Below are 13,711 nucleotides of genomic sequence, written 5' to 3'. Positions count from 1 at the left end.
TTAAAGGAATAATAATTATTCGCGTTAACTCTACCATGTCACTCTGTAACAACTGTAACCATTGCTAACCAGATACTTCAGTCGGTCAGGAGACAGGGGATGAGCCAGATTCGGACGCGCGGGAGGCGTGTATGACTGGGGGGAACGGCAGGCGCATCCCGGAGGAGGCACCTGCCGTGGGCAGGATTACTTCACCAACGAATAGAAAATAGCGGAGATGGCAATCACTCCAATCAGCACCACAAACAGGTTGCTGATTTTTCCGCTGTACTGACGCATTGCCGGGACTTTCTGAATGGCGTACATCGGCATCAGGAACAGGATCATGGCAATGACCGGCCCGCCCAGCGTCTCAATCATGCCGAGAATATTCGGGTCCAGCGTTGCCACCAGCCAGGTTGTCAGCAGCATAAAGAGTGACGTCAGGCGATTCAGTCTGGCCGGCGCGATCGCTTTACCGCGACTGCGCAGCGCTTTCTTGACCATGCCGTTGAACCCTTCGCGCGCGCCCAGGTAGTGACCCAGGAACGATTTGGTGATCGCCACCACCGCGATCAGCGGGCCCAGCCAGGCAATCATCGGCACCTGAAAGTGGTTCGCCAGATAGGAGAGAATCGTGATGTTCTGCGCCTTGGCCGCATGCAGATCCTCAGGCGACAGGCTCAGCACGCAACTGAAGACAAAGAACATCACTGTCACCACCATCATCAGGTGTGAGCAGGCCAGAATGCGCGAGCACTTTTTCTCAGCGGCGTCGCCATACTCTTCGCGCTTCGCCAGCGCAAAGGAGGAGATAATGGGAGAGTGGTTAAAGGAGAAGACCATCACCGGGATCGCCAGCCACAGCGTCATCCACAGGCTGCTGCCTGCGGGCTGAACGGTCAGCGTGGAGAGCGCCGCGCCGTGCCAGTGTGGGATCAGATAGCAGGCCATCAGCATCAGCACCGCGACAAAGGGGTAGACCAGCACGCTCATCGCTTTGACAATCATCTTCTCGCCAAAGCGCACAATGGTCATCAGCCCGACAATCAGCAGCAGCGACAGCAGCGCGCGCGGCGGCGGCACCAGCCCCAGCTGATTCACCATCAGACTCTCGACCGTATTGGTAATCGCAACGCTGTACATCAGCAGAATCGGGTAGATGGCGAAGAAATAGAGCAGCGTAATCAGCTTGCCCGCCCCGACGCCGAAATGCTCCTCAACAACCTCGGTGATATCACCGGCCGGGTTTTTGCCGGAGAGGACAAAGCGGGTCAGCGCGCGGTGCGCATAAAAGGTCAGTGGAAACGCCAGTATCGCCATAATGATCAGCGGGATGAGGCCGCCGACGCCCGCATTAATCGGCAGGAACAGGACGCCCGCGCCAATCGCAGTGCCGTATAAACCCAGCATCCACATGGTGTCGGTTTTACGCCATCCCGTATCGACGTCACTTTCAAGCGCGCCCAGCGTGCCAGTTTGCGTGGTTTTCATCAGATATTCCGTGTTAAAAGCGCCAGTACCCTGGACCGCTGAAAGAGGTGTCGTCCCCTGCTTTCCGGCCCGGTCGCAGCGGAACCTGCGCGCGTGATGCTGCCAACGCACATGCACAGGTAATCGTTTGCGTGCGCCACTTTTTACACTACCTGACGATAAAAGTTCAAGCCGCACCGATAAACGCGCACAGATTGCTGAAATAACCGTCAGGTTGTGCAGAGTGACTGCGGGGCAGATCATGCCATCTTTAAGGCCGCTTTACCGCACTAAAAAAGGTGATCGCTGTAACGGTTAAGCACAACGGGCTACGCTTTAACTCTGACGGGTCGCGAAGGTGGCGACGCAAACACGGGAGAAGAGAATGAAAATTGCCTGTCTGGGCTGGGGATCGTTAATCTGGAAAACCGGCGCGCTGCCGGTCGCCAGTGAGTGGCATCATGATGGTCCCGCCGTACCGGTGGAATTTGTGCGCATCAGTGATGGCGGTGAGCTTTCCACGGCGATCTGCCTGAATGCCAGTCCGGTGCCGGTGTGCTGGGCCTGGCTGAATACCGCTTCACTGGAGCGGGCCTGCCAGGCGCTGCGGCTTCGTGAGGCCATTCCGGACAACCGCGTCGATGGCGTCGGGATGATCACGGTGACAGATAACGCCACAGGCCCGCTGGCGGCGTGGGCGCAGGCCAGAGGGATTGAAGGTCTCATCTGGACTGATTTGCCCGCCCGCATGGCCGGTGTCGAAGGCCAGATACCGACGCTGAGTCAGGCGCGGCACTATCTGCAGCAGCTGAGCGGTGAAACGCGGGAACACGCTTTCCGCTACATTGAACAGGTGCCGGCGCAAATCGACACGGCTTATCGTCGCACCTTTGCCGACCTGATGCGGTGGCAGCCCGATGCGCCTCTCGTCACGGTTGCTGACACCCGGACACCCCCTCCCTGCCAGCCCGGCTGAGACGGGGCTTTCTCCTGCACCGCTCTGCTTACTCTTCTGAGGGTGACTACACTTCACGCAGGTTGAGGCTCAGATATCGCAACACTTCCCCGCGAGTGGTCACGGCTCACGGTCTGACCGCACTTCCCTTATCAGCAGGAGATGAACAGATGAAAGCATTAACCTACCACGGCCCGCATAAAGTCAGCGTGGATAACGTCCCCGATCCCGGCCTGGAAGCCGCAGATGACATTATTCTGCGTGTGACTGCCACGGCCATTTGTGGTTCAGACCTCCACCTCTATCGCGGCAAAATTCCCGGCACCGGCCACGGTGATATCTTTGGCCATGAGTTTATGGGCGAAGTGGTTGAGACAGGCAGTGCGGTCACGGCCGTCGCCAAAGGCGATCGGGTGGTCATCCCGTTCGTTATCGCCTGTGGCGACTGCTTTTTCTGCCTGCTTAATCAGTATGCCGCCTGTGAGAACACCAACAGCGGCCGGGGTGCCATCCTGAACCGCAAAAATATTACTCCGCCGGCCGCGCTGTTTGGCTTCAGCAAACTTTACGGTGGTGTGCCCGGCGGACAGGCTGAGTATGTCCGGGTGCCTAAAGCCAACACCGGCCCGTTTAAAGTGCCGCCGGTGCTGTCGGATGAGAAAGTGCTGTTCCTCTCCGATATCCTGCCAACCGCCTGGCAGGCGGTGAAAAATGCCGAGGTCAGACCCGGTTCCAGCCTGGCTATTTTCGGTGCCGGGCCGGTGGGGCTGCTCAGCGCCGCCTGCGCCCGCCAGCAGGGGGCCGAACAGATCTACATGATCGACCATAACAGCTACCGCTTAAACTTTGCCCGTGAACGCTATGGCGTTATCCCGATTAACTTCGATGAAATTGATGACCCGGCAGGCTGGATCATCGAACAGAGCGCTGGCAATCGCGGGGTGGATGCGGTGATTGATGCCGTGGGCTTTGAGGCGAAAGGCAGCCTGACGGAAACCGTGCTCAGCAACCTCAAACTGGAGGGCAGCAGCGGTAAAGCGTTGCGCCAGTGTATTGCGGCGGTGCGGCGTGGCGGTATCGTCAGCGTGCCGGGCGTTTATGCCGGTTTTATTCACGGCTTCCTGTTTGGTGACGCCTTCGACAAAGGGCTGACCTTTAAGATGGGACAGACCCACGTTCACGCCTACCTGCCTGACCTGCTTAAGCTGATTGAGCAGGGCCACCTGACACCGGAAGAGATTGTGACCCATCATCTGCCGCTGGAGGATGCGGCCCGCGGCTACGATATTTTCAACAAACGGGAAGAGGAGTGCCGCAAGGTGATTCTGGTGCCTGGCCTGTCACCCACGCAGGCCACCCTGTAACCTGCGGGTCTGACGCGTTCAGATTCGGCTCTCTGGTGCCCCGGCAGCGTGCTCTGCCGGGGCGTTATCTTAAAACGGCCTGCGTTGCAGAGTGCTCCGCCCCTCCCGTCCCTCCAGCAGATGTTCATCCGGCGTATCCGCCGTATCCACCTGGCTTCCCTGTTCCAGCAGTCGCGCGCTGCGTGAATGGGGGTGACTTTCGCTAATCACCTGTTGTGAAAACGCGCCAAACGATAACAGTAAAAAAAGTAACCCACTGGCCAGCCTCACTTTCATACGCACACCTCTTTGATAACGGTGACGCTATGCTGCCCGAAGCGTTTTCATTTTCTGTCAGTAACAGGCAAAGTTATGTGGCAACCGGGAACAAGCTGCAACGCGTTTAGCTGCGGTTCAGCTTTCCAGGCTGAGGCCATCAGTGCAACCGGCGCACGGTCAGCGCCACAGACCAGCGCTGGCGCTGGCAGCGTGGACAGACCGCCTGCTGCTCTGCCTCAATGGTCCGGGTCTGGCCGCAATGGGTGCAGGCATAAAGCCCGCTCGTCGGGACCGTGCTGTAATCCTGCCGGTGCGCGGGAGGCAGCACGCTTAAGCCGGCGCGCATCGCATCGTCGTCATAGAAATAGAGGCTCAGCTGGCCATCGACCTCCACCAGCGCCAGGCGGATCTGCCCCAGATGTTCCACGCCGCTCTGCCGCAACTCCATATAGAACTCATCTTCGGAAATATTCAGCCGATCCAGACTTTCCAGCACATATAGCCCGTCTTTAATCAGGGTAATCACATCCCCCTGAATCAGTCGTGAAAAGCGCGGGCTGTGCGCCGTCAGCCAGGTGGTCAGACGGTAGAGCGACAGCAGAACCACAAACACCATAATGACCGGCAGCACCGGCACATCATCATAAAACGTCACGTCACCGGAGGCGGAACCCAGCGTCAGGATCACCACCAGTTCAAACAGAGACAGCTGACGCACGCCGCGCCGCCCGGAGACTTTGAGAAAGGTAAATACCACCAGATAAGCGATCAGGACACGCGCCACCACCTCAAATAAAAAGGTGGCGGGCTGATCGTTGAGCAAAAAACGGTGCCAGTCGAATGAGAACATAGTCTGCTAAACATCCTGTTTTAAAGGGGGGGCGTCTCTTCGCCGCCGCCGATTGATTGGCCCGCAGATCCAGGCCAGCGATACGTCAAGCTTGTCGCCTGTTCGCCAAAAGGCAAGCGAAGCTGTAAGCCTGAAGCGGGCGAGTCTGACCGTTCTGCAGGCTGCGGAAAAGGTTAACAAAGCTGAAAAAGGGGCAGCCTCGCCTCACGCTGCGCTTATTTTGCTGGCGACTGAAACGGAAGCAAAAAATTCCTGTTTCTGGCTGGCTTCTTTTTGCCGCTGCGTTTTTTCTTTTTAGTTCAATAATTTGCCAAGAACATTACCCAGCCTATACTTTCCAGTAAGGCTTCCACCTCATCACTTAACATTCAGAGAAGCCACTCTTTTTCCTGCCGATAGCGCTGTCTGTGAAACCTGCTATCTCACTCGTCCATTTTGCAACAGGTGCTGATGCCTGCCATTCAGCGTCTGTGGCTTATGGCAGGGATCGCCCGTTCGTTGAGAGTGGCCCGACCGGCCAGTCTGCTTTGCATACCCATAACGCCCTGACCCGTTTCACGACGGCGCGTCAGCGGGAAGCGTGTTGCTTTTTTTCGGGAGATGCCATGACGCCTTTTTCCAGTTTCTGGCAGGCGGGTTACGAAGGGGCCGATCATATCAATCCTGCCGGTCTTGCGCTGTCGATGAACGATCTGAATCAGCATCAGAGCCGTGCAGCGGCGGATTATGCCGCCCTGGCCCCCTTTTCTCTTCGCACAGTGCGCGAAAGCGTGGGCTGGCGGCTGTGTGAACGCGATGGACGCTATGACTTCTCGACCGTCGCAGCGCGGATGGTGGCCGCACGTGAGCAGGGTATTCAGCTCAGCTGGACACTCTGTCACTACGGCTGGCCCGCTGACGTCACGCTGTTCAGTGATGACTTTGTCAGCCGGTTTGCCGCCTTCTGCGGCGCCCTGGCCCGCTTTCTCGCCCCCTGGTATTCGTCTGCGCCGGTCTATTCACCGATGAATGAGATCTCTTTCCTCAGCTGGGGTATCTCCGTCGGACTCTTTCCCTGTGAGGCGATCCCTGAACCCGATCGGGCGGATGCCGCCAAGCGTCAGCTGGTGCGGGCTACGCTGGCGGCCTGTGATGCGATCTGGCAGGCGGATCCGCGCGCCCGCCTGCTGCACTGCGATCCGCTGATCCATATCGTGCCCGATCCCGCCGATCCCGACAGCGACGGGCTGGCACGTGCCCTGTGTGACACCCAGTACCAGGCGTGGGACATGCTGAGTGGCAGACGTGATCCGGAGCTGGGCGGCGCGCCCCGCTATCTCGATCTGGTGGGCGTCAACTATTACCACGACAACCAGTGGGAGCAGGGTTCGAATCAGCGACTCTGGTGGCATCTGGGCGACAGCCGCCGCCTGCCGCTGCATCAGATGCTGCAGCAGATCTGGCAGCGTTATCAGCGGCCGCTGCTGCTGGCAGAAACCAGCCATGTCGGCAGCGGACGCGGAGCTTGGATCGGCGAGATCGCCGCCCAGGTGGCGCAGGCGCAGCTGGCGGGTGTTGAGATGCTCGGCATCTGCCTCTATCCGATTCTCGATCGTCCCCTCTGGGAGGAGACCACCTTCTGGACCCGCAGCGGGTTATGGGATTTGGACCTGTCAGGGCCCGATCCTTACGCCCGCCAGTTACAGCAGCCTTATGCCGACGCCCTGCGCCAGGCGCAGCGCTTTTTGCAGCACATCGTCCCTTCCTCATCCCCCTGTCAGGAGTCTGTCATGAACAAACCCGCTCTTATCGTTTTCAGTCATTTACGCTGGGGCTTTGTTTTCCAGCGCCCGCAGCAGCTTCTGACCCGTCTGGCACAGCACTATCGCGTGCTGTTCGTCGAGGAGCCGGTCTGGCAGGCGGGACCACCTGGCCTGCATCAGAGTTCGCCTGCAGCAAATATCACCGTGATCCAGCCGCATACCCACCACGACGCGCCCGGTTTTCACGACAGTCAGATTGCCCCACTGCTGCTGCTGCTCGCCCCGCTGCTGGAGGAGGAGGAGGAGCCGCTGATCTGGTTCTATACCCCCATGGCTCTGCCGCTGCTCACCCCCTTCAAACCCCGGCTGGTGATCTACGACTGCATGGATGAACTCTCCGCCTTCCACAACGCCCCGCGCCAGCTGCAACAGCGCGAATCGGCGCTGATGACCCGCGCCGATCTGGTGTTCACCGGCGGCTCCAGCCTCTATGAAGCAAAGCGCGATAAACATCATCAGGTTTACTGCTTCCCCAGCAGCGTGGATGCCGTCCACTTTGAGCAGGCACGCGATCGCAGTAACCATCATCCGCTTCAGGATGCGATCCCGGCAAAGCGGCTTGGCTATTACGGCGTACTGGATGAACGTATCGATCTGCCGCTGATTGCCGCGCTGGCGGACAGCCATCCGGAGTGGCAGATCATCATGGTCGGGCCGGTGGTGAAAATCGATCCCGCCAGCCTGCCGCAGCGCGACAACATTCACTGGCTCGGCCAGCAGCCCTATCAGGCGCTGCCGCAGTTCCTGGCGGGCTGGGATGTCTGCCTGATGCCTTTTGCCATTAACGCCTCGACGCGTTTCATCTCGCCCACCAAAGTGCTGGAATATATGGCGGCACAGCTGCCGATTGTCAGTACCGCCATCGTGGACGTGGCGCGACATTACGCTGAAGAAGTGGCGGTGGCAGAGACCCCTGCCGCCTTTATTGCCGCCTGTGAAGAGGCGATGACCCTCAGTGTGGCTGAGCGACTGGCGCTGGCGGGCCGGATGCAGGTAAGAGTGGACGCGACCTCCTGGGATCGCACGGCAGAACAGATACAGGCCCTGATCCAGCAGGCTCTGACGCATCCGCAGCCTGCCGGTGAACCGGTCACGCCAGCCAGTGCCCAGGCGAACGTGACGCCGTTAACCCCGGCGATGCTGGAGAGCGAAGCGGTGCCCTGCCTGATTGTCGGTGCCGGGCCAACCGGACTGAGCGCCGGTTATCACTATGGTGAAGGCGCGGTGCTGCTGGAGAAAAATGCCACGCCGGGCGGCTGGTGCCGCTCCATCGACGATCGGGGTTTTACCTTCGACTATGCCGGTCACATTATGTTTTCGCAGGACCCCTATGTCCTGCAGCTCTACGAGATGCTGCTCGGCGACAATCTGCACTGGCAGGCGCGTGAGGCCTGGGTCTGGAACGACGGCATCTATACCCGCTATCCCTTCCAGTCGGCGCTGCACGGTCTGCCGGTTGAGGTCGTAAAAGAGTGCGTGCTGGGCGCAATCGAGGCGCGCTATGGCGAAACGGCCGCGCCCGCGGTGCCGCTGGATCGGGCGCGGGCGCGACGGGACTGCTGTGCCGATGGCGCGATAGCGGATGAGGGCAGCCTGGCCGGTGAAGTGGAAGGCGAAGAGGATTTTCAGCACTTTATCCTGCGCACCTGGGGGAAAGGGATCGCACGCCACTTTGCCCTGCCCTATAACCAGAAACTGTGGAAAGTGCCGCTGACTGAGATGGAGACCTCGTGGCTGGGCGGACGCGTGCCGCTGCCCGACCTGGCGCAGATTATCGATGGCGCACTGCAGCCGCTGGCAAAACCGGTGGGGCCTAACGCCCGCTTCGGCTATCCGCTGCGCGGTGGCTTCCAGGCGCTGATGTCCGGCTTTCTGCCGCACCTGAAGTGCAAACTGGAAACGGATGCCACCCTGAGCCGGATTTATCCGCAGGCGCATGTCGCGCTGCTGGCGGATGGACGCCACTACCGCTATGAGCAGTTGATCAGCACCATGCCGCTGCCGGAACTGATTAAACTGATGGGCGATGAGGCGCCGGAGAATGTACAGCGGGCGGCACAGCAGCTGCAGTTTGTCTCGGTGCGCTGCGTGAACCTGGGCATCGGCCGGGCTGACCTGACCGAAAAACACTGGATTTACTATCCGGGCGACACGCTGTTTCACCGCATCTTTGTGCAGGGCAATGCCAGCCCGCACTGCAATCCCCCCGGCGGGTTCGGCTTAACCTGTGAAATCACCTACAACGCCGCCCATCCGCTGCCGCTGACGGGCGATGCGCTGATTGAACGCTGCCGTCAGGATTGCATCCGGGTCGGGATGATCAGCGAGAGCGATCCGCTGCTCTGCGCCTCAGAGGTCGATATGCCCTACGCCTACGTCATCTACGACCATGCGCGCAGTGCGAACGTGGCGCTGATCCGGCAGTGGCTGCTGACGCAGGATATCCATCTGTCAGGCCGCTACAGTGAGTGGGAATATTACAATTCCGACCACGCTTTCCTCGCCGGTAAGCGCGCCGCCGAAAATGTCCGGCTGCAGCATGTCAGCGAGCGGACGCGCGGCTGACCCGACGCAGCCAGCTACGCAAGAGGCTGGCTGCACTTCGCGGCTTTCAGCGACTGCAACTGGCTGACGCGCCGCGCCACCTTCTGGCTGGCATTGTATTTCGCAATGCCATTGCCCAGGCCAAAATCGCCGACGAAGCCCAGCACGGTCAGGGCGTCAAACCGACCGGTCTGCTCAATATCGCTCTGTACGCCGTGCGCTTTCACCAGCTCCTGATCCAGCGCGCCACAACTGAGCATCGCCGTCTCTTCCGGCGTCACCGCCGTGGCCTGCGGATAGTGCTTGGTGGCACAGCCTGTCAGCGACAGCGCCAGCAGCGCCGCCAGAATTATCCTGTTATGCATTTTTCATCGCCCGATGTTCACCTCATTAACCGGGTTATCGGCAGATTCCGCCGCGATCATGAGTGACTGACCTACCAATAATGGTTGAAACCGCTACGCTAAGGTAGGATCCCGCGCGTGATGGTCAGTTGCCGTGCGTGACTGTCCGGGCGCGACGCCGTGAACGCACATCCGCCGTTCCCCGCTTCTGCCCTGAATTTCAACGCGTTAGCCTGCATGAAGCTGCCACTGGCAGCATTTAAAGAGTAAAGCCTGATCGATATTCAGTGATGAGCGGTCAGTGCAAGCGAAGCCAGACACGGAAAATTCGTGCTTCGGGTTTATCAGAGTATGTTCCAGATGAGGTTTTTCCATGCGTTTTAAAGGATTGAACATCGGATTTTTCATTTTGATTCTGGCGATCGCCACGTTCGCCTTTTTTGAGGTGCTTTCGCCCTATTTCTCGCCGATTTTATGGGCGGCAATTCTGGCGGTCATTTTCCATCCGCTGAAAAGTTATCTGCGGGGCCGGCTGGGGGAACGCAATGGCCTGGCCGCACTGCTCACCCTGCTCTGCATCTGTCTGATTGTGTTTACGCCGCTGGCCATTATCGCCTCATCGCTGGTGGTCGAAACCAATGCGGTCTATCACAAGCTGCAGACCAACTCGGCGCAGTTCCCGGCGGTTTTTGCCGACCTGCTGCAGCATCTGCCGCGCTGGGCAAAACACTATCTGGCTGAAAATAATCTCGATACCGCCGGAGAGATTCAGCAGAAGCTCTCCTCGTTTGCCCTCAAGGGCGGCCAGTACCTGGCAGGCAGCGCATTCATCATCGGCAGGGGCACCTTCAGCTTTACCGTCGGTTTTGGCGTGATGCTCTATCTGCTGTTCTTCCTGCTGAAAGATGGCTCCTATCTGGTGCATCTGATCCTGGAAGCGCTGCCGCTTTCGACCTTCGTCAAGCATCACCTGCTGGTGAAGTTTGCCGCGGTGGCGCGTGCGACGGTCAAAGGTACGGTTGTGGTCGGCATCGTGCAGGGTATTCTCGGCGGGCTGGCCTTCTGGTTCACCGGCATTGACGGCAGCCTGCTGTGGGGGGCGCTGATGGCGTTCCTCTCCCTGATCCCGGCCGTCGGCTCCGCCATTATCTGGGTGCCTGCAGCGGTCTTCTTCTTCGCCACCGGTGCCGTGTGGAAAGGCCTCTTCCTGGTCGGTTTCTTCGTGGTGATTGTGGGGCTGGTGGATAACATCCTGCGTCCGCTGCTGGTCGGTAAAGACACCAAAATGCCTGACTACCTGATCCTGATCGCCACGCTGGGCGGGATGGAGATTTACGGCATCAACGGTTTTGTCATCGGTCCGGTGATTGCGGCGCTGTTCATCGCCTGCTGGAACCTGCTCTCCGGTCGCGATAATCGCGAGAACATCGAAGTCATCGACGAAGAGGTGATCGAAGAGGGCAAGAAACAGTCTGAGACCGCCGCCGAGGCCGCGGCAGAAGCCGCCGCCGTTGCAGCCGAAGCAGCGGCTGACGCGGAGATGAAAGTCTCAGCCTTAGCGGCGGCGGAGAAAGAAAAAGCCGCCGCCAGCAAAGCCTGATTTTCTCTGGAAATAAAAAAACCCACCTTTCGGTGGGTTTTCAGAGGCTACAAAATTTAAGACCCGGTTAATCAGGCAGCAATGAAAACGCGCAACGCGTCGGGAACAGGGTCAGAAGAGGAAAGCGTCCCGCGCCAGGGACGGTGCGGGCCGAGCGGCCATGGATGGCATAAGCGACTTTCCGATCTGCCCCTGCTCCCGGGGCAGGCTCAATATCAAAGCAATCTGCCCTGGCATTGCAGCCATAAAAAAACCCACCTTTCGGTGGGTTCTTTTTTATCTGAAATGGCAGCGAATCAGTTGGTCGCTTTGTTTTTCAGATCTTCAGCGCCCTGCTTGGTTTTATCCCAGCCTTTCTCGGCACCTTCTTTCGTTTTGTGCCAGCCCTTCTGGGTGCCTTCGCTGATTTTGCTGCCGGTGGTGTGGCTCTTGCCTTCCGCCGCGTGCTCAGATTTCAGCTTCAGCTCTTCGCCCTGATTCTGCGCATGATGCAGTTTTTCTTTAGCGGTATCCGCGCCTTTGTGCGCTTCCGCAACGGTGTTATCGGTAGTGGTAGCAGCAAATACCGGCGAGGCCAGCAAAATAGCAGACAGTGCAATAATTGATTTCTTCATAATTCCCTCTGTATTCATTGTTGCCGTGTAGGTTTTAATCCTGGCATAGCGATTCCAGGAAAGATTTAAGAATAAACCAGGAATGAAAAAGGGCCAGTTTTCACCAGAAAATTCCCTCCGGGGCAGCCTGATCGTCCGTTACCAGAGCGCGAGCTGCGGATCGTCATCCGGCTTCGTCGTCTTTCTGACCACCCGCGCGGGCGGTGCGGGACGCTGCATCTGATCGCTGATCCACTGCAACAGCACTGACACCACATAGGCCTGCTGCTCTGCGCTCAGGGGCTGCTGCTGAGCAATATTGTGCCATTTGCTCAGACAGCCGCGACAGCAGGTCGCGGTGGCGTGCTGGGCGATAAACACCGGATGACCGCGCATCGGCGTCTGTTTGCCATCACGCGCAGGCCGGGCGGGCGCCAGCCGCTGTGCAACAAACTCTGCGGCATGCTCACGCAACACCGGCTCGCCTTTGCTCAGCGCATAATCATACTCCGCGCGCCCCAGTCGAAAGCGCTGGCGGAATGGCGAGCGCGCCAGGCGGGCAAAGAGATCGTCAGAAACCGTCATACTGCCCGCCCGTCACTCATATTTCCGTCCCGCCAGATAGCGGACGCCCTGCGGCCCGAACGCCTCACGATGCAGCTCATTCGGCTGCAGGTGAAACGTCTCTCCCGGATGGTAAGTGGTCTCGCCCTGTTCTGTACTGATGGTGATATCACCACTGAGGATCAGGGCCAGTGCTTCAAAGGGATGGACATGATTGTCGAGCTCGGTGGCGGGCGCACGTTCCACCAGCAGTGGCTCGTCAAACCCCTCTCCGGCTAATCGTTTTCTGAATTCATCTTCTGTCATTGTCACTCCTCGATATGGAACCGACCCTGGTAGTGTAGACGATTTTTATCGCCATTTATGGCACGCCGGTGGTTACGTAAAGTAGCGCAAGCAGGGTTGTTCACCGCGCATACCGATGCTGTACTTTCCGCCTCGTGCCAGCCATTTTGACATCAGGATGACGGAAAAATATGTCTCACCCTCTGAAAACCGCCCTGCTGCTGATCAATCCGCGTTCGCGTAAAGGCCGTGCGGCGGCCAGCAGGGCCAGGACGCTGCTGACTCAGGCGGGTATCACCCTGCTGCAACCGGCTGAGGAGGAGAGCCGCAGCTACTGCGAACTCATCGCGGCTTATGCCCATCGCATTGATGCGGTGATCGTTGGCGGGGGGGACGGCACGCTTAACGCCGCCGCGCCGGGCGTGATGCAGACCGGCCTGCCGCTGGGGATCCTGCCGCTGGGCACCGCCAACGACTTTGCCCGGACGCTCGGCATCCCCGCCACGCTGGAGCAGGCGGTGCAGATTATCACTGACGGGCAGCTGCGCGCAGTCGATCTGGGGGAGGTGAATCAGCATCTGTTTCTCAACGTCTCCAGCATCGGCTTTTCCGCCGAGCTGGCGCGCAATCTCACCGCAGAATCGAAAAAACGCTGGGGAGTCGGCGGTTATGCTCTGGCGGCGTTGCGGCTGCTGCGTCAGAGCCGTCCGTTCAGCGCCACCCTGATCCATGAGGAGCAGCGCATGCCCATCCGGACCGTTCAGGTTTCCGTGGGCAACGGCCGTTTTTATGGCGGAGGGATGACGGTCGAAGCGCGCGCCGCACCCGACGACGGGCTGCTGGACGTTTACAGCCTGGAGGTCCGGCACAGCTGGCAGCTGATTGCGCTGCTGCCCTTTCTGCGACGGGGTACGCAGGGTCGCTGGCGCAACGTGCGCACCTTCAGCACGACGGCGCTCACCATCGAAACGCGCCGTCCCCATTACATCAATGCAGACGGCGAGATTATCGGACAGACGCCCGCCCATTTTCGCCTGATCGCAGGGGCCATACAGGTTTATGCCCCTGCCGGTCCGACAGCGGAATAGCGGATGTCACAT

The 13,711-nt window shown here is 59.2% G+C and carries 12 protein-coding genes; 5 read left to right on the top strand and 7 right to left on the bottom strand.

Translation table 11 applies throughout. The features are described from left to right. Positions 1-186: 186 nt before the first annotated feature. Positions 187-1,473, bottom strand: coding sequence for an HAAAP family serine/threonine permease (locus tag HFD97_RS01195; protein ID WP_167431135.1), 1,287 nt, complete (start codon positions 1,471-1,473; stop codon positions 187-189). A 364-nt stretch (positions 1,474-1,837) separates the two neighbouring features. Between HFD97_RS01195 and HFD97_RS01190 the strand changes: the two genes are divergently transcribed. Together HFD97_RS01190 and HFD97_RS01185 are read left to right on the top strand one after the other, a co-directional pair. Next, positions 1,838-2,428: a hypothetical protein gene (locus tag HFD97_RS01190; RefSeq protein WP_111207366.1), complete on the top strand. Its 591-nt coding sequence runs from the start codon at positions 1,838-1,840 to the stop codon at positions 2,426-2,428. 149 nt (positions 2,429-2,577) lie between these two features. Further along, entirely contained in the window at positions 2,578-3,771 is a 1,194-nt protein-coding gene (locus HFD97_RS01185; protein WP_046101401.1) for a zinc-dependent alcohol dehydrogenase, read from the top strand. Between the two features lie 69 nt (positions 3,772-3,840). Here the strand turns inward: HFD97_RS01185 and HFD97_RS01180 are convergent, their stop codons facing one another. Both HFD97_RS01180 and HFD97_RS01175 read right to left on the bottom strand, forming a co-directional pair. Further along, a complete protein-coding gene (locus HFD97_RS01180) occupies positions 3,841-4,047 on the bottom strand; it encodes a hypothetical protein (RefSeq protein WP_009091537.1) in 207 nt (68 codons plus the stop codon). Positions 4,048-4,186: 139 nt separating this feature from the next. Beyond that, a complete protein-coding gene (locus HFD97_RS01175) occupies positions 4,187-4,879 on the bottom strand; it encodes a DUF421 domain-containing protein (RefSeq protein ID WP_167431136.1) in 693 nt (230 codons plus the stop codon). A gap of 605 nt (positions 4,880-5,484) precedes the next feature. On the opposite strand from HFD97_RS01175, the gene HFD97_RS01170 reads away from it, so the two are divergent. Then, positions 5,485-9,246 (top strand): NAD(P)-binding protein, encoded by a 3,762-nt coding sequence (locus HFD97_RS01170; RefSeq protein ID WP_167431137.1) that lies wholly within the window; start codon positions 5,485-5,487, stop codon positions 9,244-9,246. 14 nt (positions 9,247-9,260) lie between these two features. On the opposite strand, the gene HFD97_RS01165 is transcribed toward HFD97_RS01170, so the two are convergent. Then, positions 9,261-9,590 carry a hypothetical protein gene (locus tag HFD97_RS01165; protein ID WP_009091543.1) on the bottom strand — a complete coding sequence of 110 codons (330 nt, stop codon included), beginning with the start codon at positions 9,588-9,590 and terminating at the stop codon, positions 9,261-9,263. Between the two features lie 352 nt (positions 9,591-9,942). Between HFD97_RS01165 and HFD97_RS01160 the strand changes: the two genes are divergently transcribed. Beyond that, the gene (locus HFD97_RS01160; RefSeq protein ID WP_167431138.1) at positions 9,943-11,169 is read left to right on the top strand and encodes an AI-2E family transporter; all 1,227 of its coding nucleotides are present in this window, start codon (positions 9,943-9,945) and stop codon (positions 11,167-11,169) included. 296 nt (positions 11,170-11,465) lie between these two features. Here the strand turns inward: HFD97_RS01160 and HFD97_RS01155 are convergent, their stop codons facing one another. The 3 genes from HFD97_RS01155 to HFD97_RS01145 all read right to left on the bottom strand — a co-directional run bounded on the left by HFD97_RS01155 (position 11,466) and on the right by HFD97_RS01145 (position 12,632). Further along, positions 11,466-11,783, bottom strand: coding sequence for a hypothetical protein (locus HFD97_RS01155; RefSeq protein WP_033736382.1), 318 nt, complete (start codon positions 11,781-11,783; stop codon positions 11,466-11,468). 138 nt (positions 11,784-11,921) lie between these two features. Further along, the gene (locus HFD97_RS01150; RefSeq protein WP_046101396.1) at positions 11,922-12,347 is read right to left on the bottom strand and encodes a DUF4186 domain-containing protein; all 426 of its coding nucleotides are present in this window, start codon (positions 12,345-12,347) and stop codon (positions 11,922-11,924) included. 12 nt (positions 12,348-12,359) lie between these two features. Continuing rightward, positions 12,360-12,632: a cupin domain-containing protein gene (locus HFD97_RS01145; RefSeq protein WP_009091548.1), complete on the bottom strand. Its 273-nt coding sequence runs from the start codon at positions 12,630-12,632 to the stop codon at positions 12,360-12,362. A 170-nt stretch (positions 12,633-12,802) separates the two neighbouring features. Here HFD97_RS01145 and HFD97_RS01140 point away from each other — a divergent pair, with 170 nt between their 5' ends. Next, on the top strand, positions 12,803-13,699 hold the full coding sequence (locus tag HFD97_RS01140; RefSeq protein ID WP_167431139.1) for a lipid kinase: 897 nt from the start codon (positions 12,803-12,805) through the stop codon (positions 13,697-13,699). Positions 13,700-13,711 lie beyond the last annotated feature (12 nt).

It is taken from the genome of Pantoea sp. EKM103V (assembly GCF_011800365.1).
Lineage (GTDB): Bacteria > Pseudomonadota > Gammaproteobacteria > Enterobacterales > Enterobacteriaceae > Pantoea > Pantoea anthophila.
This window is presented reverse-complemented; position numbering and strand designations above follow the sequence as displayed.